This window comes from Methylotenera sp. (assembly GCF_029945535.1).
Lineage (GTDB): Bacteria > Pseudomonadota > Gammaproteobacteria > Burkholderiales > Methylophilaceae > Methylotenera.
Genome location: NZ_JAQSCU010000018.1, coordinates 27,543 through 49,057, shown reverse-complemented (window position 1 = coordinate 49,057; position 21,515 = coordinate 27,543). Strand labels below are relative to the sequence as shown.

Sequence of the window (21,515 nt, the reverse complement as noted above, 5' to 3'; positions counted from 1 at the left end):
ACTTACCCCACAACTACGTTAATGAGTTTATTTGGCACAACAATCACTTTGCGCACAGACATGTTTTCTTCAATGAACTTTTGCACAAAAGGTTGCTGCAATGCTAGCTTTTCTAGTGCTTCTTTTGTTTCAGTTTTCGCTACGCTAATACTTCCGCGCAACTTACCATTCACTTGAATGACGTATTCTACGCTATCTTGCACCATGGCAGATTGATCTGCTGCCGGCCAGCCAGCATCCAGAATATGGCTTTGTGGGCATAACTCTGCCCAAATCGCTTGGCAAATATGCGGCACGATAGGCGATAAAAGTAACGCGACATTCTGCAATACCTCTTGGCGAACGCTGCGGGTGATTTCGTCGTTACCTTCAAGTTTTGCTAAGGCATTCATCATTTCCATCACAGATGAAATCGCCGTGTTAAAGCTGTGGCGACGACCGTAGTCATCTGCCACTTTTTCAATAGTGCTATGCAATTGCAAGCGGATTGCTTTGAGTTCAGCTGATAAATCACCTGCCGTGTAAGCTGCAATTTGACCTAACTCAAGATGATCATATGATGCCTTCCACAGTCTGCGTAAAAAGCGATTTGCGCCTTCCACACCGCTATCAGCCCATTCTAAACTTTGTTCTGGCGGCGCAGCAAACATCATGAATAAACGTGCAGTATCCGCGCCGTAAGTATCAATCAACTCTTGCGGGTCAACCGTATTGCCCTTAGATTTACTCATTTTTGTGCCATCTTTTAGCACCATACCTTGCGTAAGCAGGTTGGTGAATGGCTCATCATTTTTTAAAATGCCCACATCACGCATCAGTTTGTTAAAGAAGCGAGCGTAGAGTAAATGCAAAATCGCATGCTCAATACCGCCCACATATTGGTCTACAGGCAACCAATAGTTCGCGCGTTCATCTGCCATCGCCGTTGTGCTATCAAAGCTTGCGTAGCGCGCGAAATACCATGAAGATTCAAAGAATGTATCTAAAGTGTCAGTTTCACGTGTCGCTTTGCCGCTACACGTTGGGCAAGTCGTTTCGTAAAAGCTCGGGTCTTTTTTGATTGGAGAGCCAACACCATCCATCACCACATCCTCTGGTAATACTACTGGCAATTGATCGGCAGGCACAGGCACTTCACCGCATTTTTCGCAGTGAATGATAGGAATAGGGCAGCCCCAATAACGTTGGCGTGAAACACCCCAGTCGCGCAGACGATATTGAGTGCGACGTTTACCAAGGTTTTTAGCTGATAGCGCGGCGGCAATGGCAGAACTTGCTGCATCAAAATCTAAGCCATTGAAATCACCTGAATCAAACAATACGCCGTGATCAGTCATCGGTAATATGTCACTATCCGTACTCTGGATAACTGCTTTAATTGGTAAGTTGTATTTGCCAGCAAACTCAAAATCACGCTCATCATGCGCTGGCACGGCCATCACAGCGCCTTCACCGTAGCTCGCTAATACATAGTTTGCCACCCAAACTGGTAGTTGCTCGCCATTCAATGGATGCGTGACAAACAGGCCTGTTGCCATGCCTTTTTTCTCAGCCGTCGCAACGTCAGCTTCTGCTACGCTGCCGCGTTTACATTCCGCGATAAAGTCAGCCAATCCAGGGTTGTTTTGCGCGGCTTGAGTTGCAAGTGCATGCTCTGCCGCAACCGCCACATAAGTTGCGCCCATCAAGGTGTCTGGACGAGTGGTGTAAACTTTTAAATTACTGTCTTGTCCCACAATTGGAAACTCAACCTCGCAACCAAAGCTTTTGCCTATCCAATTGCGCTGCATGGTTTTAACTTGCTCAGGCCAACCATCAAGCTTATCTAAGTCGTTTAATAGTTCTTCAGCATAAGCGGTGATTTTCATAAAATACTGAGGAATGTCGCGCTTCTCAACCAGTGCGCCACTGCGCCAGCCACGACCATCAATCACTTGCTCATTCGCAAGTACAGTGCCATCAACAGGATCCCAGTTAACAGTGGAAGTTTTTTTGTAGATAAGACCTTTTTTGAAAAGCTCAGTAAATAGCCATTGCTCCCATTTGTAATATTCAGGCTTACAAGTGGCGATTTCACGGTTCCAATCCACACCTAGACCCAACTGTTTAAGCTGAGTTTTCATGTGCTCTATGTTTTCATACGTCCATTTTGCAGGCGCCGTATTATTTTTAATCGCAGCATTTTCAGCAGGCAAGCCAAACGCGTCCCAACCCATCGGTTGCATCACGTTAAAGCCTTTCATTTTATGAAAACGGCTAAGTACGTCACCAATCGTGTAGTTGCGCACATGACCCATGTGTAAGCGTCCGCTTGGGTATGGGAACATGGATAAGCAATAGTATTTTGGTTTATCGGATTGTTCTGAAGCTACGAAGGTTTGGTTAGCTTCCCAGTAAGTTTGGGCAGATTGTTCGACTTCTTTGAAAGGATATTGCTGTTGCATGTGCGAGACTTAAAGGTTAATTTTAGATTTAAAGATTATACCTCTAAGCAGGGGGCGCGTCATTCAGGCTGTGATGTGGAGTTACGTTTCTAACAGACCGTTATTCCGACGAAAGTCGGAATCTAGAGGCTTTGTATTTAGGATTTATTCGTATTTGAGTGTGGTCGCTTTCGCGCGACTGGCGAGTTACTTTCTTTTGCTTAGCCAAAAGAAAGTAACCAAAGAATACCGGCAGGTGGCATCCCAACCTCGCTAAGTGCTAAAGCACTAAGTCGGTTGTGAAAGGCTACCCCCTATCGCTTATTTCCTGCGTTGCTCGCCTTAATGGGCGGCAATCGGAAACTCGCTTCGCTCAAACATCCAATTACCAAAATCTCCCATTAAGACTGTGCTACTCGGCGCGACAGCAGGGGGATTCTGAGGTGGAGAATATTAGCGAAGTGTATACACTGCAATGGCTTTCAGTTTTCGATAGCCTACGCCGGTTGGTTATTTGTAGCCCGTGTGTGACACGGGGAAGTTGCGGATGTGGAAATATTAGCTTCGTATTGCATACGGGCTACGCTAGCTACGATGTGCCAAAGCTCATATACCAATTTTTGGTTAAATGTATAAAGCATTTGTGCTGAACTTTATTAAATTTACATTCATTTCTTGTGCGGGCAAGTTGAGCATCTTTAGAAGGCTGAATATCCATATTTAAATATCCAACTCCAGAAATGAATGCATGAACATCAAAATCTAGATTCCCTTTATAGACGCTCATTCCACCATCTATTGCAGCGCTTTTTAGTAATGTTCGATATTCATTTCTGCGGGTTTCACTAAGATTGGATTTCTGTCGATTCCAGTGATAATCCCCACCTTCAAAACCACCTTTTTTTGGCATGATGAAAATTAAGTCTTTATCTTGTCGAGCCATTTCAGCAAGTTTATTGAGAGTAGCTTCATTTTTGCTAAATTGATACCTTAATGACTCTTCAGTTAAGCGTTGGTCCGGTGCGCAAGCAGTAATAGTTGCTAGCAAAAGTAACAAGTAACTTTTTAATCTTAATTTATCATTAATTTCCATAGCAAAAGTGTGTGGGTGTGCAAATAGATTTTATTTGCACACCTGAATAACTATTTCAAAGCCGCAAAAATATTAGCTTTAATCGTTTCAAGTTCGCCTAAACCATTTATTTTCACATGTTTTGGTGCGCCAACTGTGCCACTTTTTGCCCAGCTGCCATAGTATTCAACTAATGGTTCTGTTTGGTCGTGGTATTCAACTAGGCGTTTATTCACTACATCTGGCGCTTCGTCTGCGCGTTGTACTAGGTCTTCACCTGTGATGTCGTCTTTGCCTTCGACTTTTGGTGGGTTGAATTTTACGTGATAGGTACGGCCGCTGGCTGGGTGGCTGCGACGGCCTGTCATGCGTTCCATAATTGCGCTGTCTGGCACGTCGATTTCTACTACATAATCAATCGCTACGCCTGCGTTTTTCATGGCTTCAGCTTGTGGAATGGTGCGTGGAAAGCCATCGAATAAGAAGCCGTTTGCACAATCGGCCTCTTTAATACGCTCGTTTACCATGCCGATAATCACTGCATCTGGCACTAAACCACCGCTATCCATAAAGCTTTTTGCTTCTAAACCCAATGGAGTGCCTGCTTTAACTGCAGCGCGTAACATATCGCCAGTTGAAATTTGCGGAATGTTAAAGTGTTGTTTAATAAAGGTGGCTTGTGTACCTTTGCCTGCGCCTGGTGCGCCTAATAGAATAATTCGCAAAATTTTTCCCCAATGAGTAGTTAAGTTTATTTAAATTTTATTTGGCTAAATTATATCAGCACTCTATGTTGCTAAGATTCATTGATAATCAAATTTTAATGGTAGGAGCGACGTCTCGTCGCGATTTGCAATATTGCTTTCGCGCCAGAGAAAGCTGATAATCAACACTAAAGCCAGCAAGCTGGCAAGTTTTGCTAAACGGGGCGCCGCTTCTACTAGTTGCTTAAGTAATTTGCAATAGCAACAAAATCTGAAACGGCTAAATTTTCTGCACGTTTTTGCGAGTCAATATTAAGTGCGGTAAAGCCTTCGTCATTTAATAGTTCTTTCAACGTGTTGCGCAATGTTTTACGGCGCTGACCGAAAGCGGCCAGCACGACTTTAGCGAAGATAGCTTCGTCTTTGGCTACGAAAGGTAGCACGGCATGCGGTACACAACGCACAAAAGCAGACTCTACTTTTGGAGCAGGTTCAAAAGCTTCTGGCGGTACGGTGATTAAATAATCCATTTGTAAGCGATATTGCAGCATTACGCTAAGCCTTCCATACGCTGCCGTCGAGGGCGAGGCTACCATGCGTTCTACCACTTCTTTTTGCAGCATGAAATGCATATCGATAATGGCGCTTACATTGTCGAGCAGGTGAAATAAGATTGGCGTTGAAATGTTGTAAGGCAGGTTGCCTGTTACGCGCAGATTTTGACCAGACTTTTTATCAGCTAATTGGGTGAAATCAAACTTGAGCGCATCGGCATTGTGAATGTTGATGGTGTTATTTGCGTAAGCTGGTTTCGCGTATTCTGTCTGCATCCACGCGATAATGTCGCGGTCTACCTCTACTACGTGTAGAAGCTTTAACCTTTGCAGTAGCGGCTTGGTTAGCGCGCCTAAGCCTGGGCCAATCTCGATCATCAAGTCATCTACTTTGGGTGATATGGCTTCTACTAACCTAGAAATAACACCTTGGTCAGTAAGAAAATTTTGGCCGAAGCGTTTTTTTGCGATGTGTTTCATTGATTGGGCTTAATTTAATTGGGCTTGCTTTTAGATTTGTTATTGACTAGTGTAATTGCCAACTCAATGGCGGCTAGCATACTGCCGATTTCAATATTACCCGTTCCCGCTAATTCTAGCGCAGTACCGTGATCAACCGAGGTGCGGATAATCGGTAAGCCCAATGTTACGTTGACGCCTTCACCAAAACTGGCATGCTTAAGTACTGGTAAGCCTTGGTCGTGGTACATAGCAAGCACAGCATCGGCTTTGCTTAGGTGGTGTTTTGCGAATAGCGTATCTGCTGGCAGCGCACCTATCAATTGCATGCATTCAGTACGTAACTTTTCTAGCACTGGGTTGATAATGTCGATTTCTTCACGGCCTAAATAACCATCTTCACCCGCATGCGGATTTAAACCAGCTACTAAAATGCGTGGATTCTTCAAGCCAAATTTATTGACTAAATCGTGATGCAAAATTCGAATAGTGGTTTCTAAGCTGTTTTTAGTAATGGCGGCGGGCACATCTTTAAGCGCTAAGTGCGTGGTGGCAAGTGCAACGCGTAAGCCACTACCCACCAGCATCATCACGACTTGTGGTGTGTTGGTCAGCTCTGCTAAAAATTCAGTGTGGCCGCTAAATGCAATGCCTGCGTCGTTGATAATACCTTTATGTACGGGCGCAGTGACCATTGCATCAAACGCTTGACTCATACATCCTAATGCTGCAGTTTTTAGCGTTTCCAACACATATTGGCTATTACGCGCATCTAATTGTCCTGCCACTGAAGGTTGGCTGATGGCTTGATGTAACACAGTGATAGCGCCATTACCGAGATGTGCTGTATGTGATTTCGCAGAGTATTCTTGGATTTGAATACTTACATTAAGTGCCTTAGCTCGTGCTTGCAGCATGTTGGCATCCGCAATGATGACCACTTCGGCGTTGAGCGGCTGATGCGCTAACAATACGCATAGATCCGCGCCTATGCCAGCTGGTTCACCGGCAGTGATTGCAATGCGTGGAAGTGATTTTGTCACGTTAAACTAAGCGGAAAAATTATGTAGCTTAAAACTTATCTTCAAGTCTAAGCTCAACGTAAGCACGATCGCGCAACTCACGGATCCAGTCTTGATAAGCTTCATCTGCTTTACGTGCGCGAATTTCTTGACGGGCTTTTAAGCGAGCAGATTCCTTGCTCATGTCTTGCGAGCGACGCTCCATCACTTGAATGATATGCCAGCCAAACTGACTGCGCACTGGTGCGCTGATTTGCCCATCTTTAAGTGCGTTCATGGCATTTTCGAAAGGTGGAACAGTATCACCAGGGTTTACCCAGTTTAAATCGCCACCATTTGATGCCGTAGAATCTTCTGAAAACTGCCGAGCCAATACTTCAAATTTTTCACCGTTATCAAGACGCTCTTTAATCGTATTAATTTTAGTTTCAGCTTCTTTGTCAGACATTACCTCGGTAATTTTGATCAAAATATGGCGCGCATGTGTTTGTTGAATCACTAGCGGAGAATTGCCGCCGCGCTTATTGGTAAGTTTGAGTAAGTGGAAGCCGTTTGGGCTGCGCAGCGGTGCTGATACCTCATCTGCTTGCATGTTTTTTAATGCATCTAAGAACAAAGCGGGCATTTGCGAACCTTTTTTCCAACCCAAGCTACCACCTTCTAAAGCGTTAGGCGCATCAGAAAAACTAGCAGATACTTTGGCAAAGCTAACGCCAGAATTCAGTTGGCTTACTGCCTCATCCACTTTGGCTTTGGCTTTTTGAATGTCTTCTGTGGCACCTTCTTCAGGCGTGCGAATCAAAATGTGCGAGATTTCAAATTCATCAGTATTTTCGTTGAGCGAGGATTGTGAAGTTAAATAATTGTCAATTTCAGATTCGCTTACGTTCACGCGACCGTCAACTTCACGTTCACGTAACCTAGCAACCGTAATTTCATTGCGAATATCCGCTCTAAATTTACGCATGCTGATACCGTCTTTTGCTAGCGCCTCACTAAACTCAGTCAGTGTTAAGTTGTTTTGGTCAGCGATTCTCTCAACAGTTTTATCTAATTGATTGTCATCAACTTTAAGGCCAATTTGGGCAGCATATTGAATTTGCAGAGTATCTGTAATTAAGCGTTCTAAAATTTGCTTACGTAAGACACTTTCTTCAGGTAATTCCGTGCCTTGCTTTTTGAATTGTGCAGTAACCGTGGCAATGCGGCTTTCCAGCTCTTGCTCAGTAATCACGGTTTGATCGACGACGGCGACAATACGATCCAACTTAACAATATCTGCTGCTTGAGCATTGAATTGATTAGCGATAAGAAACACGCTAGCAAGCAATATCAATTGAACTGTACTTTTAATGGCGGAATATTTAATCATTGTATGTTTAATCATGTATGTTTATACGAAGTTCGCAAAATGGTTACTCGTAATAAGGTTGTTGATAGGTGTCAGGAATAAGACCTGTATTCACATAGCCAGGAATGTTGCGTTTGATGACTGATAATGGGTTAGCGCCAATTGAGGCTAATCCGCCGAGTTCAAGTTGAAAGAAAAATGCATAGTTTGCATCAGCCGTTGCCGTGCTTACACGCTGAATAACAGTTCTTGTTTGCCAGCAGCCCGCATCATACTCTAAGCCAGCCAGTGTTTCGATGATACTGCTTTCACGCAGTGAGTAGTTGATGCGGCCAACGCCGTACCAGCCTTTGCCTAAAGGCCACTGACCTGATAAGTCAAATTGGTCTAAACCTGTACTCGTTAAACCACCTGGGGTATCGCGCCTGTAACTATAGCTTAAGTTAAGTGCTTTACCTGGTTCAGGCGCATAGTGACTAGAAAGTGTGGTGCGAACCGATCTGGAGTCATCAGTGTTGTATTGCCAAAATGCATCGACATTCCAACTGGTTTTTAGATATGAACTAAGCCCCGCAATAATGTCGGAGCTGTTACCTTTGCGTAAAGTGGCATCAGGTAGTGATACGGTTTGATCGGCAAAGTAATAACGTTGACCAATAGACGCTGTTAAGCGCTGTATGCCGGTATCTGACTCAATCAAGCGTGACGTTAATGCGAAACTCAATTGGTTGGCATTGTTAATACGATCATTGCCAGTGTACTGATTTTCACTAAACAACGAGCTAAAGTTTAAGTCAGTTTCACTGGTATCAAAGATTGGAATATCGGATTGCTTTGATTTTGGAATGTACACGTAAAACATTCTCGGCTCTATGGTTTGCGTGTAGTTACGGCTAGCAATTTTGAAGTCGCGATCGAAAAATAAGCCGCCGTCTATGCTTGCAATAGGTAAGGTGCGCTCTAGCGAGCTGTTGTTATTTGGATCGTTATTAAGGCTATAGCTAGTATGGTGAATCCCAATTTTAGGCGTAATGTAGCCATAGGTTTGATTCATCGGCAAGCTAATGCTAGGGTATATTGTAAAACGAGAGCCTGTGACTTTGGTCGGCGCATTTTTATTGGTATCGAAGGCTACTAGCTGAGTATATACATTGGCATTAATATTGCCATAGTCTTTGTTGCCATTCAATGTTAATTGTGGCAAACGTTCGTACGGATAGGATAAGTTATCTAAAGTCTGAAACTTTTGTGCAAGGGCATTAAAATTCCACGTGTCGTCAGCGTAATCTACATTAAATTGCTGCGGCAGAGTCACACGGCTAGTCGTCACAATGCGCGTTGATAGGTCTGCAAAATACTCATCATCAGAAACTTTCTCCAGACTATAGCCAGCAGACCAGCCTTTGCCCAAACTCTGCTGGTGTTTTAAGTTTACGTAATATCGGTTTTGCCCAGTTTGGTCATCACTTGGCAGGTACTCAAGGTTATCAATACCCGAAAAACTATCTTCTAAATATCTAAACTCACCTTGTAATTGTACGCCGCGCTTACTCAAAACTCGAGTTGCAAGCGTTGCATCCATATTAGGTGAAATGTTCCAGTAGAAAGGCACAGTTAACTCAAAACCACTTTTAGTCGTGGTGCCGTAAGTTGGCGCAAGTAAACCACTTTTACGTTGATTGTTAAATGAGAAGCTAATCCATGGCGTGTAAATTAGCGGAACACCTTTAAATTCAATATAAGCATTTTTGGCTACGGCAGTCTTACTGTAGTCATTCAGGTTTAATTCGTTGGCTTTAATATACCAGTCATCTACACCAGCATCACAAGTGGTGTAGCGCGCATCTTTCAATTTTTTTCTATCTTGACCTTCAAAAATAATAGCTTTTGCATCACCGCGTGCGTTCGATGAGCGAGGCGAGGCGTTTTTATCTGAATCTCCTTGCGACTGATTGCCATCAGACACTTCTGTTGCCAATGAGTATGAGCTTGCTCCGCCAATTTGTTGGCTTTGCAAGTTGCCTAGGTTTTTAGAGAATTTTTCAGAGCTTTTAACGTTAGCTTGGGTTTTCTTAGGATCTGTTTTTTCGGTATCTTCAATAATGCTGATTGAAGCGTCTTTAATTTCGCCTATGCTTTCTGATAGGTGCATGTGTAGCTCAAGCCCGGTCAGTTGGGCATTGCCGACATTGATGCTGGCATTGCCAGTGACATGCAGTTCGTCATTTTGGACGTTGTAATCTATTAAGTCGCCGGTGATATTTTGTTTGCCTCGGCTGATTTTAGCGTTACCAATCGCCCGCATCTCTCTATCAAGATGTAGCTCTAGTTTATCGCCTTCAATCACCAGCGCATCTGCATTTGCTTTTACAGCATTCGCTTCATCAGACGTGTCAACTAAACCAAGTGTGTCGCCTATAGTTGAAGATTCAACAGGAATCACTTCACTTTCGGCATGCGAGCGTAAGCTGCAAAGTAACAAAGCAGCGGTTAAGCCACTTAAAAAACGGCTTTTTAGCATGAAGTTAACACATTGAAGTTGGTTGGAATGTAAGGCACGAGTATATAGGCAGACGGTTTTATTTTATCAGTGATAAAATCTCATAAATTGGACTTTTTGGCAATCAATAAATCGTTTTGCCCCTTTAATGCTCTTTGTATTTTTATAGGACAAAGCGCGATAAAGCAACATTATATAACATTGGATAGATCGCTGTGGATGATAGACAACAACAACTCAACGCTTGGTTAAGCAAGACTTTACCAGATGCAAATTTCAAACTCACAACCGCATCGGCAGATGCTAGCTTCAGGCGTTATTTTAGAGTGCATTTAGCTAATCCGTATTTAGGAAATCAAACCTTAATCGCGATGGATGCACCACCGCCGCAGGAAGATTGCACGCCATTTGTAAAAGTGGCTAAGCTGTTTTTAGATGCTGGTTTAAATGTGCCCAAGGTGGTCGCTCAAGATTTAGTGAATGGCTTTTTGCTTTTAAGTGATTTAGGTAATGATACTTACTTGCAGCATTTGAATAATGAGACCGCGCAAATGCTGTATTTTGATGCGACAAATGCGCTTATCAAATTGCAGTTAGCAAGCAAAAGTCATGATTTACCTGTTTATGATGAAGCCTTACTCACACGTGAGATGCAATTGTTCCCAGATTGGTATGTGAATAAACATTTAGGTCAAACACTTAACGCCGAGCAGCAAGGTTGGTTGCAACAGACCTTTACCTCCCTAAATAAAAACATATTATCGCAAGGTCAGGTCACCGTGCATCGTGATTATCACTCACGCAACTTGATGGTGACGCATGAAAATACGCCAGGCATATTAGATTTTCAAGATGCTGTACATGGCGCCATTACTTACGATTTAGTGTCTTTGCTTAAAGACGCTTATATTCAATGGGATGAAGAGCAGGTTATTGATTTAGCCGTACGCTATTGGGAGCCTGCTAAAAAAGCGGGTCTGCCTGTTGCCAATGACTTCAGCGAGTTCTATCGTGACTTTGAATGGATGGGCGCGCAACGACATATTAAAGTGTTAGGCATATTTGCGCGACTTAGCCACCGTGACGGTAAAGATGGCTACCTAAAAGATATGCCACTGGTGATGCATTATTTGCGCAAAGTCTGCGAGCGTTATGTGGAATTGCGCCCTATGTTGCGACTGTTAGATGCGCTTGAAGGACGTGTGCCGCGTCCTAAATATGTGGTTTAGATAATAAATTATGAAAGCGATGATACTTGCCGCTGGTCGTGGCGAACGTATGCGTCCACTGACCGACCACACACCTAAACCGTTGTTAAAGGTCGGTGGCAAGCCACTGATTGTTTGGCATTTGGAACGATTAGCAAAAGCTGGTTTCAAAGAGGTTGTGATTAACCATGCGCATTTAGGCGAGCAAATTGAACAAGTGCTGGGTGACGGCGGTCAATGGGGTATACATATTCAATACAGTCCTGAAAAAATAGCCTTAGAAACGGCAGGCGGTATTGCCAATGCCTTGCCTTTGCTAGGCACCGAACCATTTTTGGTGGCGAATGGCGATACGTTTACCGAGATTGATTTTGGTGTTTTAAAGCATGCCTTGCAAGCTAATAACCATGCGCACCTTGTGTTGGTAAACAACCCGCCGCAGCACCCCAATGGCGACTTTGCCATAGAAGCTGGTAGGCTTAAAAACATAGGCGAAAAAATGCTGACTTTTTCTGGTGTTGGTGTGTATCACCCGGATTTATTTGCTAGCGTGACACGCGGTGAACCAGCAAAGCTTGCACCATTATTGCGGCAAGCAATTGCTGAAAATCAAGCAACAGCTGAGTATTATCAAGGTGTGTGGCATGATATAGGCACACCTGAGCGTTTGAATAGCTTAGATGAAGCATTAAAACTGCGCGCGAGTTAACGAATGAAAAAGGAACCGACTCAATGAGTCAACTAGTTGAATTTCAACAACGTAGATCTAAGCTTCTGAGCGCGATGGGCGAAGGTGTTGCCATTATTCCCACCGCACCAGAAGCTATTCGCAATCGCGATAGTCATTATCCATACCGGTTTGATAGTTACTTTTACTATTTAACGGGCTTCAAAGAACCAGAGTCTTTAGTCGTGTTGGTGGCTGGCGCGACACCTAAAAGCATATTATTTTGCCGTGACAAAGACATGGAGCGGGAGATTTGGGATGGCTTTCGATTCGGAGCAGAAGCCGCTAAAGCTGAATTCGGATTTGATGAAGCTTACTCAATCAATGAACTCGATGCAGTGATGCTGAAGTTGTTGGCGAATCAGCCTAAGTTATTCTTCAGTTTGGGTGAAAACACTAGTTGGGATGCACGTGTGATAGGTTGGATGAACACCTTGCGTACGCAGGCGCGCAGTGGCGTTCACGTGCCCGACGATGTGAGTGATATGCGTCAATTAGTGGATGAAATGCGTTTAATTAAATCGCCATTCGAGATTGATTTAATGCGCCGTTCAGCCGATATTGCAGCAGCAGCGCATAATCGTGCCATGCAGTTTGTCGGGTCTAATTTTTCTGAACCGAATATGATGGAATATGAAGTAGAAGCGGAATTTTTACACGAGTTTTATCGCAATGGCGCGCAAGCGCCTGCTTATACCAGCATTGTCGCGGGTGGCGCGAATGCTTGCACGCTGCATTACAACGCTAATAATGCAAAGTTGAATAATGGCGATTTATTGCTGATTGATGCGGGTTGCGAGTTAGATGGCTATGCCTCAGATATTACGCGTACTTTCCCTGTGAACGGCAAGTTTACTGCTGCACAAAAAGATGTGTATGAGCTAGTGTTGGCTTCACAAGCCGCAGCGATTGCAAAGGTCAACACTAGCAACCATTGGAATGCTCCGCATGAAGCTGCATTAGAGGTATTAGTGCAAGGCTTTATTGATTTAAAGCTATGCAAAGGTAGCAAAGAGGCTGTGCTGGAAAATGGCGATTACCGTCAGTTTTATATGCATCGCACTGGACACTGGTTGGGTTTAGACGTACATGATGCAGGCGAGTATAAAGATAAAGCTGATCATTGGCGTATGCTCATACCAAATATGACGCTGACGGTTGAGCCAGGTTGCTATATTCGTCCCGCCGAAAATGTGCCTGAAGCTTTCTGGAATATTGGTATTCGTATTGAAGATGATGTGCGGGTGACGAACGAGGGCTGCGAGGTGCTGACTAAAAATGCGCTTAAAACAGTGGTCGATATTGAGGCCTTAATGGCCAGTAAGTAGCATGAAGGACTAAATGAGCGACACTATAGAAAACATTGTCATAGTCGGTGGCGGGCCAGTAGGCGCCACCTTGGCTCTTCTGCTAGCAAAGCAGGGCGTATCAGTGACGGTGTTAGAGGCACGTAAACACAGGGCTGCTTACAATGAGAGCAGGGCACTGGCTTTGTCATACGGTAGCAAGCGCATTCTTGAAAAGTTGGGTGTTTGGGACAGCTTGGCGAAAAGTGCTACCGCCATTAATACTATCCATGTGTCACAAAAAGGTAGTCTTGGTCGGTCAAAATTGCAAGCGAGCGATTACAAGCAAGAGGCACTTGGTTATGTGTTGTCTTATGGCGCGCTGAGTGAGGCGCTTGATGTAGAACTTGCAAATCAATCTTTAGTCAATTTTGTGTTTGAAGCCTCCGCTGAGCACATCGCTCATATAAGCACTCATGCCAGTGTGACTTATGCCTATCAAGGTGAGTCTCATACTTTAAATAGTCGATTAGTAGTGTTGGCTGATGGTGGTCGCAGTTTGGATGAAATTGCAGGTCTGGTTAAAGAAACCAAAGAGTATGGCCATGATGCGCTGATTTCTAAAATCAGCGCGGAGTTGCCACATAATAATGTCGCATATGAGCGTTTTACTGCGAATGGTCCAATGGCTTTATTGCCTAACGGAGCACGTGACTTTTCATTGGTGTGGACGGGTAAAAAAGAATACGTTAATGCATTGCTGGCACTGAGTGATGCAGAGTTCTTAGCGCAGTTTCACGAACAGTTTGGCGATAGAGTGGGGCAATTTTTAAGTGTAGAAAAACGTATGGCATTTCCATTAAAGCTATCACAATTAAAAACGACTGACACACCTCATTTGGTCGTTATTGGCAACGCCGCGCAAACTATGCATCCTGTAGCAGGGCAAGGCTTTAATGTAGGCTTGCGAGATGCAGAGTCTCTTGCGCAATCAATCGCTACTGCAGCGCCAGCAGATTTGGGATGTCAGAAAATGTTGGCCGACTATCGCACGAGCCGGCAATCTGACACTAAAAACGGTTTGTTGTTTACTGACTTTTTAGTGAATATTTTTTCTAATGATATTGTTGGTATCAACCTCTTAAGGAGCGCAGGTCTAGGCCTGTTTGATGTGATTAAACCTATCAAACAGCATTTGGTCAGTAAAATGAGTTACGGCAAATGAGTGAAATATTACGTACCGATGTGACGATTGTAGGCGCTGGCTTAGTCGGTCTTGCGGCGGCTGTTGCAATGCACCAAGCAGGTTATTCTGTGGTGTTAGTTGATAGCAAAAATCCTGTGGGTACTGATTTTTCAGACGAAAGTTGGGATGCAAGAATCTATGCGATTAGCCCCAAAAATGCGCAATGGCTAGATGATTTAGGCGTATGGACATTAATGAATCAATCGCGTATTGGCAAAATGCAGTCTATGGAAATATTTGGCGAGGTTGATAGTTCAAAAGCCGAGCAGACGCCAATCACACTATCTGCTGGCGATGTAAATGCAGATACTTTAGGCTACATCGTCGAGTCGAAATCTCTGATGCAGGCCTTGCTCAAGCAGGTTGTAGCTTTAGGCATTCAGACGCGATTTGACAGTTCATGTGAGACTGTCAGCAACATGCCAGATAAAGCGGTGTTACGTCTATCACATGATCGAACGATAGAAAGCACGTTATTGTTGGCAGCCGATGGTAGCCACTCTTGGGTGCGTCAACAGTTGAATATGCCGATGCAGCAAAAGTCTTATGAACAAACGGCAATAGTCGCGAATTTTACAGCAACAAAGCCGCATGGCAATATTGCTAGGCAGTGGTTTGCGCAAGATGCAGAAAATCATAATAGTATTTTGGCATGGCTGCCATTGACAGGTAATGTAATTTCAATTGTTTGGTCTGTGTCAACCAGCTATGCCGATGCATTGTTAAGATTAAGTAATGATGAATTTGCCGATACAGTGAGGTTGGCTGGCAATGGCATTTTGGGCGACTTTAAATTATTAACTCCTGCGATGCGATTTCCTTTGAGCTTACAAAAGACGAGCACCTTGGTGCAAAATAGTGTGGTTTTGGTCGGCGATGCTGCACATCAAGTTCATCCAATGGCAGGCCAAGGGGTTAATTTAGGTTTTAGAGACATGGTGGATTTGCTTGATACTTTGAAAACTAAAAATCAATATCAATTATTAAATGATACTCACCTGCTCAAACAATACACGCGCAAAAGAAAAGTTGATATTTTGAATATGGTGTTGTTAACCGATACACTTTATCATTTGTTCAGAAGTCAGAATGCAGCAATAAAAGTAGTAAGGAACTGGGGATTGTCTGCGACTAACCATCAAGCAATCAAAAAAATGTTAGTTTCAAACGCAGTATCGCTTTAATATATTGCGATTAAACTAAATGCTTTCATACAAATTAATCAAATTTAAGTTAATTCAAAATCAAGGAAATTGCATGTTCAAAAAATTAGTCAGCTTTACCTTATTAAGTGCTGCATGCGCTGGCATTTCAACCTCTGCAATAGCCGATGAAGCGAGCGTAAAAAAAGCTGTAGAAGCAGCTTACCCAAAATTTAAGGTAGAGAGCGTAGCGAAAACACCTTACGCAGGTTTGTATGAAGTATTTATGGGTGGTCAGATTATCTACACCGATGAAAAAATGTCTTTCTTGATTGCAGAAGGACATTTAGTTGACCCTAAAACTAAAAAAGACATTACTGGCGAACGTATGGAAGAGTTAACCAAAATTGACTTCTCTACATTGCCTTTAGATCAGGCGATTAAAGTGGTTAAAGGCAATGGTAGTCGTAAATTAGTCGTATTTTCGGATGTAGATTGCCCATATTGCAAGCGTTTAGAGCAAAATGAGTTAAGCAATATCAATGATGTGACTGTTTATACGTTCCTTTATCCGATTCAGCAACTACACCCAGATTCAGCTAATAAATCCAAAGCGATTTGGTGTGCAAGTAATCGGGTAAAAGCTTGGCAAGACTGGATTTTGAATGGTAGATTACCTAGCTCAGCTGGTAATTGCGAAGTGCCGATAGAAAAAATCGGCGACTTAGCGAAAGCGCTTGGAGTAACCAGTACGCCTACATTGATATTTTCGGATGGTAAACGCATGCTGGGTGCGCAACCTTATAAGGAAATTGAGCGTGCGATGGTAGCTGCTAAGAAGTAGATTTACCATTCGCGTATGCTCTGATTTAGGAGCGGAAATTTAAGGATAGCGACTAATTTGCTCGCTATCCTTATTGTATACCTAAGAGTTATAGTTGTTTAGCTTTCTTTTAACCTGCTACCACTGCACCTAATTTAAATATAGGTAAATATAGAGCAACTACAAGCCCTCCAATCAATGTCCCAAGAACAACCATTATCACTGGCTCCATTAGACTTGCAAGCGCATCAACAGCATCATCAACCTCCGCTTCAAAGAAGTCAGCTACTTTACTCAACATTGAGTCTAATGCGCCAGACTCTTCTCCAATAGCCGTCATTTGTAATACCATGTTTGGAAATACATTGGTGTTTTGCATCGCAACAGTCAAGCTGGTACCAGTGCTAATTTCGCTCTGTATTTTTTTTGTTGCATCATAGTAAACACGGTTGCCTGCGGCACCTGCAACTGAATCTAAAGCCTCTACAAGAGGAACGCCAGCAGTGAACATCGTTGCTAATGTTCTAGACCACCTAGCAATGGTGGCCTTGCGAATAAGAGGGCCAAAAATAGGCGCTTTTAGAATCAATCGATCCATGGTCGCTTGCATACTCAAAGACCTTTTCCATGTGTAAAAGAAAAACCATAAACCAAACCCGATAGAGCCAAAAATTGCCCACCACCACTCTACGAATATATCTGAAATTGCCATTACTACTAAAGTTGGTCCTGGAAGGTCTGCACCGAAGCTGCTAAATAAGTCTTTGAAAGCCGGTATCACAAAAATCATAATAATTGCAACAATTACAAATGCGACAACCACGATAGAAATTGGATAGAACAGCGCTGATTTTATTTTTGATTTAATGGCTTGAATTTTTTCTTTATAATTAGCTAGCCGGTCAAGAAGGGTATCTAGAATACCTGCCGCCTCGCCTGCTCCTATTAAATTACAAAATAAGGCATCAAAATAAAGTGGATATTTACGGAAGGCAGCACTCATGCTACTGCCTGTTTCTACGTCAGATTTAATGTCTAACAAAAGTTTTGAGACCGCAGGGTTGCTATGACCTTTGCCTACAATATCAAAGGATTGCAGTAGAGGTACACCAGCTTTCATCATGGTGGCAAGTTGGCGAGTAAATATGGTAATGTCTTTATCTGAAACGCTGCCTTTACTGGTAAAGCTGCTTTGTTTTTTAACTTTGGTAACAGTAATGCCTTGACGCCGCAGAGTGGCGCTCACAAAAGACTCCCCTGTGGCGCGTATTTCACCTTTTACAGATTTGCCTTTCTTGTCTTTGCCTTCCCAAGAATATGTGACCTCTTTCGTGGCTTTAATATTTGCTGCCATAGTGATTCCCTATATTATTCGTTCGTACAAGCTTCGACTTCTTCGATCGAAGTTAACCCTTGCATTACTTTGATTAAACCTGATTGACGCAAATCTTTCACTCCTTCAAGTTTTGCTTGATCCGCTATGTCATGTGCGGTTCCGCTCTTCATGATGATGCGGCTAATCGCGTCAGTAATTGGCATCACTTGATAAATGCCGACTCGACCTTTATAACCGTTGTTACAGAGTTCGCAACCACCTTCTTTAGGCCCATATAGTTGCCACTCATCTTTAAAGTCGTCTTCAGTGAAGCCAACACCGAATAAAGCTTCTTTTGGTACATCTAAAGGTACTTTGCAGTTTTTGCACAAACGTCTGGCTAAGCGTTGTGCTGTAATCAGTGAAACAGCTGAAGCGATATTAAATGGTGCAACACCCATATTGAGCAAGCGCGTCAGTGTTGAAGGCGCATCATTGGTATGTAATGTAGACAGAACCATATGACCTGTAGATGCCGCTTTAATCGCCATATCCGCAGTTTCTAAGTCGCGAATCTCGCCAATCATGATGATGTCTGGATCTTGGCGAAGAAATGATTTTAATGCGGCAGCAAATGTTAATCCTTGTTTGTCATTGACATTTACTTGATTAATGCCAGCTAATGGTATTTCGCAAGGATCTTCTGCTGTGGCGATATTTACACCAGGATTGTTTAAGATATTCAAGCAAGTATATAGTGATACGGTTTTACCCGAGCCAGTTGGTCCCGTCACTAATACAAGGCCATAAGGGCGACTTACCGCACTTAATAAAGCTTCTTTTTGAGCAGGCTCATACCCCAGCGCTTCAATACCTAATGTGGCGCTTGATGGATCTAAAATACGCATCACGATTTTTTCGCCATTGATAAGCGGCAATGTACTGACGCGGAAATCGATTGTTCGCGTTTTGGATAACACCAGCTTCATACGCCCATCTTGCGGTATCCGTTTTTCAGAGATGTCCATGCTGGAAATAACTTTAATCCGCGAGGCTAGTTTCTCTTTGATGGCTAGTGGTGGTTGAGTAATCTCACGTAATATGCCATCTACACGATAGCGTACGCGGTAAAATTTCTCGTACGGCTCAAAGTGCAAGTCAGACGCACCCATATTGATGGCATCTATTAACATTTTGTTTAAAAATTTAACGACTGGTGCATCATCAACTTCTTGAGTCTGCACTTCGTCTTCAACTGGTGATCCATCTTCACCACCTAAGTCGTAGTCGTCATCAAGATTCATTGACTTCATGCTGGTGTCGCCAGCTTCAACAATCTTATCTATCCAGCGTCCGAGCTTATCATCTTCAACGACGACAGGGGATAAAGCCATACCCATTTGAAATTGAACACTGTCCAAGGCATGTAAATTAGTTGGGTCTGAGATAGCTACGTACAAAATATTGTTACGTACTTGCAATGCCAACACGCGGTTGGTTTGCATTAATTTTGCGTCAATTTTCTTGGTAGGCAAATAATCTGGGTTAAATGCATCTAAGTTAAAGTAGGGAAAACCAAATGCTTTCGCTGAAGCTTCGGCAATAACCTGCGCAGTTAACTTTCTACTGATAATAAGCTGGGTAATGAATGGGTTTTTAACAGAGTTTGCTTGCGCTTGTATGGCATTTGCTTCATCCTCAGAAAGTAGCTTTTCTTGGATTAAGGTGCGGGCAAGGCCGCTTAGTTTGTTTGGTGTAGGTGCATTGGCCATAAATATTACATTTAAGCAGCGTAAAAGCTTTCCCTATTTATTTTTATCAAACTAATAATGCCCTTTAGACTTTTTTTTGTAAAGACTTTACGCAAAATTGACTATAAAAATGGCACATAATTTACATTTCGAGCACCTCTAGTTGTATGAATGTGCTTGAAATCATTAAACAAAGCTAAAAAACTTGACATTTTCAGACTTCCAAATTATAAATATATGTAGGTGTTTGGGTTCGAGTTTTGTAGCATGCTTTAAATTTTCAATTTTAAGGCGGCTCTATGTTCTTGAGACAGGCTTTTTGGGGCGCCCCCCGTCGTATTATGTAAGGATGTAGAAATGGCAACAGGTACCGTAAAATGGTTTAATGACTCAAAAGGTTTTGGCTTTATTACGCCAGATGATGGTGGTGATGATTTATTCGCGCACTTCTCTGCGATTGTAGAAGCAGGCTATAAAAGTCTTAAAGAAGGTCAACGTGTAAGTTTTGAAGTGACCGATGGTCCAAAAGGCAAGCAAGCTTCAAATATTCAAAAGGCTTAAGTCTTTGCGACTAAGTACATATTTGTACAAGTACTTTTAGTATTACAGTCTATGTAACGGCTCGTAATTTCTTACGAGCCGTTTTTTTATGCCTAAATTAAAGCAGTATTACATATTGGCAATGATTTCTTCACCAAACTGAGATGTGCCAACTTGCGTTGCGCCTTCCATTTCACTTGAGAAATCACCAGTGACACGTTTAGCCAGAATCGCTTTTGCAACGCCGTTAATGACGAAGTCCGCAGCTTCTACCCAACCTAAGTGGCGTAACATCATTTCAGCTGAAAGAATAATAGAGCTAGGGTTAGCTAAGTCTTTACCAGCAATTTTTGGTGCTGTACCGTGCGTAGCTTCAAACATGGCAACGGTGTCGCTCAAGTTGGCACCTGGCGCGATACCAATGCCACCTACTTGTGCAGCAAGCGCATCACTCATGTAATCGCCGTTCAGATTAAGCGTAGCAACAACATCATAATCTTGTGGATGCAATAAGATTTCTTGCAAGAAAGCATCGGCGATGCAATCTTTAATAATCATGCCATTTGGTAGTTTGCACCAAGGTCCGCCGTCAATCTCTACTGCGCCGAATTCTTGTTTAGCAACTTCATAACCCCAATCTCTAAAACCGCCTTCAGTGAACTTCATGATATTGCCTTTGTGGGCAATAGTGAGTGATTTGCGGTTATTATCAATGGCGTATTGAATTGCTTTACGCACTAGGCGTTTACTGCCATCGATTGAAACAGGTTTGATGCCAATGGCTGAAGACTCAGGGAAGCGAATTTTTTTACGCATGCCCATATCGCTTAAAAATTTAATTACTTTTTCAACTTCATCAGTGCCAGCCGCCCACTCAATACCCGCATAAATATCCTCTGTATTTTCGCGGAAAATCACCATATCGGTTTTTTCTGGATGTTTAACTGGGCTAGGTACGCCTGTGAAATACTGCACTGGGCGCAAACATACATATAAATCAAGTTCTTGGCGTAACGATACGTTTAAAGAACGAATGCCGCCGCCCACTGGTGTGGTTAGCGGACCTTTGATAGAAACCACATAGTCGCGCACTGCATGCATGGTCTCTGCTGGTAGCCAATCATTTGCACCGTAAACTTTAGTGGCTTTTTCGCCCGCGTAAACTTCCATCCATGAAATTTTACGTGCGTCACCGTAAGCTTTTTTGACCGCAGCATCCACCACTTTAATCATAGGCGGGGTAATATCAGCACCTATGCCATCTCCCTCAATAAATGGGATAATAGGTTGGTTGGGTACGTTTAAAGAGTTATCCGCATTGACGGTGATTTTTTCGCCAGTCGCTGGAACGATGATTTTCCCAGTGATATTATTTTTCGTAGCCATTTTAGA

The 21,515-nt window shown here is 43.1% G+C and carries 17 protein-coding genes; 7 read left to right on the top strand and 10 right to left on the bottom strand.

Annotation, left to right across the window (positions count from 1 at the left end):
- Positions 1-2: 2 nt before the first annotated feature.
- The 7 genes from leuS to PSU72_RS11835 form a co-directional block, all read right to left on the bottom strand.
- Positions 3-2,444: a leucine--tRNA ligase gene (gene leuS / locus PSU72_RS11865; RefSeq protein ID WP_300432768.1), complete on the bottom strand. Its 2,442-nt coding sequence runs from the start codon at positions 2,442-2,444 to the stop codon at positions 3-5.
- 568 nt (positions 2,445-3,012) lie between these two features.
- On the bottom strand, positions 3,013-3,516 hold the full coding sequence (locus tag PSU72_RS11860) for a hypothetical protein (RefSeq protein WP_300432767.1): 504 nt from the start codon (positions 3,514-3,516) through the stop codon (positions 3,013-3,015).
- A gap of 50 nt (positions 3,517-3,566) precedes the next feature.
- The gene (gene adk / locus PSU72_RS11855) at positions 3,567-4,220 is read right to left on the bottom strand and encodes an adenylate kinase (protein WP_300432766.1); all 654 of its coding nucleotides are present in this window, start codon (positions 4,218-4,220) and stop codon (positions 3,567-3,569) included.
- Between the two features lie 215 nt (positions 4,221-4,435).
- Positions 4,436-5,233: a 16S rRNA (adenine(1518)-N(6)/adenine(1519)-N(6))-dimethyltransferase RsmA gene (rsmA, locus tag PSU72_RS11850; RefSeq protein ID WP_300432765.1), complete on the bottom strand. Its 798-nt coding sequence runs from the start codon at positions 5,231-5,233 to the stop codon at positions 4,436-4,438.
- A 14-nt stretch (positions 5,234-5,247) separates the two neighbouring features.
- Positions 5,248-6,255, bottom strand: coding sequence for a 4-hydroxythreonine-4-phosphate dehydrogenase PdxA (gene pdxA / locus PSU72_RS11845; RefSeq protein WP_300432764.1), 1,008 nt, complete (start codon positions 6,253-6,255; stop codon positions 5,248-5,250).
- A 28-nt stretch (positions 6,256-6,283) separates the two neighbouring features.
- Positions 6,284-7,621 (bottom strand): peptidylprolyl isomerase, encoded by a 1,338-nt coding sequence (locus PSU72_RS11840; protein ID WP_300432763.1) that lies wholly within the window; start codon positions 7,619-7,621, stop codon positions 6,284-6,286.
- Between the two features lie 28 nt (positions 7,622-7,649).
- Positions 7,650-10,106, bottom strand: coding sequence for an LPS-assembly protein LptD (locus tag PSU72_RS11835; RefSeq protein WP_300432762.1), 2,457 nt, complete (start codon positions 10,104-10,106; stop codon positions 7,650-7,652).
- Positions 10,107-10,300: 194 nt separating this feature from the next.
- On the opposite strand from PSU72_RS11835, the gene PSU72_RS11830 reads away from it, so the two are divergent.
- The 6 genes from PSU72_RS11830 to PSU72_RS11805 all read left to right on the top strand — a co-directional run bounded on the left by PSU72_RS11830 (position 10,301) and on the right by PSU72_RS11805 (position 16,538).
- On the top strand, positions 10,301-11,314 hold the full coding sequence (locus PSU72_RS11830) for a phosphotransferase (RefSeq protein WP_300432761.1): 1,014 nt from the start codon (positions 10,301-10,303) through the stop codon (positions 11,312-11,314).
- A 10-nt stretch (positions 11,315-11,324) separates the two neighbouring features.
- On the top strand, positions 11,325-12,002 hold the full coding sequence (gene murU, locus PSU72_RS11825) for an N-acetylmuramate alpha-1-phosphate uridylyltransferase MurU (protein ID WP_300432759.1): 678 nt from the start codon (positions 11,325-11,327) through the stop codon (positions 12,000-12,002).
- Between the two features lie 23 nt (positions 12,003-12,025).
- Entirely contained in the window at positions 12,026-13,348 is a 1,323-nt protein-coding gene (locus tag PSU72_RS11820) for an aminopeptidase P N-terminal domain-containing protein (RefSeq protein WP_300432757.1), read from the top strand.
- A gap of 13 nt (positions 13,349-13,361) precedes the next feature.
- A complete protein-coding gene (locus PSU72_RS11815; RefSeq protein WP_300432756.1) occupies positions 13,362-14,531 on the top strand; it encodes an FAD-dependent oxidoreductase in 1,170 nt (389 codons plus the stop codon).
- Positions 14,528-15,736 carry an FAD-dependent monooxygenase gene (locus PSU72_RS11810; RefSeq protein ID WP_300432755.1) on the top strand — a complete coding sequence of 403 codons (1,209 nt, stop codon included), beginning with the start codon at positions 14,528-14,530 and terminating at the stop codon, positions 15,734-15,736. The genes PSU72_RS11815 and PSU72_RS11810 overlap by 4 nt, the downstream gene beginning before the upstream one ends.
- A 73-nt stretch (positions 15,737-15,809) precedes the next feature.
- Complete coding sequence (locus PSU72_RS11805) at positions 15,810-16,538, top strand: DsbC family protein (RefSeq protein WP_300432753.1); 729 nt, start codon at positions 15,810-15,812, stop codon at positions 16,536-16,538.
- 109 nt (positions 16,539-16,647) lie between these two features.
- On the opposite strand, the gene PSU72_RS11800 is transcribed toward PSU72_RS11805, so the two are convergent.
- Both PSU72_RS11800 and pilB read right to left on the bottom strand, forming a co-directional pair.
- Positions 16,648-17,871, bottom strand: coding sequence for a type II secretion system F family protein (locus PSU72_RS11800; RefSeq protein ID WP_300432752.1), 1,224 nt, complete (start codon positions 17,869-17,871; stop codon positions 16,648-16,650).
- 14 nt (positions 17,872-17,885) lie between these two features.
- Positions 17,886-19,604 carry a type IV-A pilus assembly ATPase PilB gene (pilB, locus tag PSU72_RS11795; protein WP_300432751.1) on the bottom strand — a complete coding sequence of 573 codons (1,719 nt, stop codon included), beginning with the start codon at positions 19,602-19,604 and terminating at the stop codon, positions 17,886-17,888.
- A 336-nt stretch (positions 19,605-19,940) separates the two neighbouring features.
- Here pilB and PSU72_RS11790 point away from each other — a divergent pair, with 336 nt between their 5' ends.
- A complete protein-coding gene (locus PSU72_RS11790) occupies positions 19,941-20,144 on the top strand; it encodes a cold-shock protein (RefSeq protein WP_013147304.1) in 204 nt (67 codons plus the stop codon).
- Between the two features lie 108 nt (positions 20,145-20,252).
- Here PSU72_RS11790 and icd read toward each other — a convergent pair whose 3' ends face one another.
- Positions 20,253-21,509: an NADP-dependent isocitrate dehydrogenase gene (icd, locus tag PSU72_RS11785; protein ID WP_300432750.1), complete on the bottom strand. Its 1,257-nt coding sequence runs from the start codon at positions 21,507-21,509 to the stop codon at positions 20,253-20,255.
- Positions 21,510-21,515 lie beyond the last annotated feature (6 nt).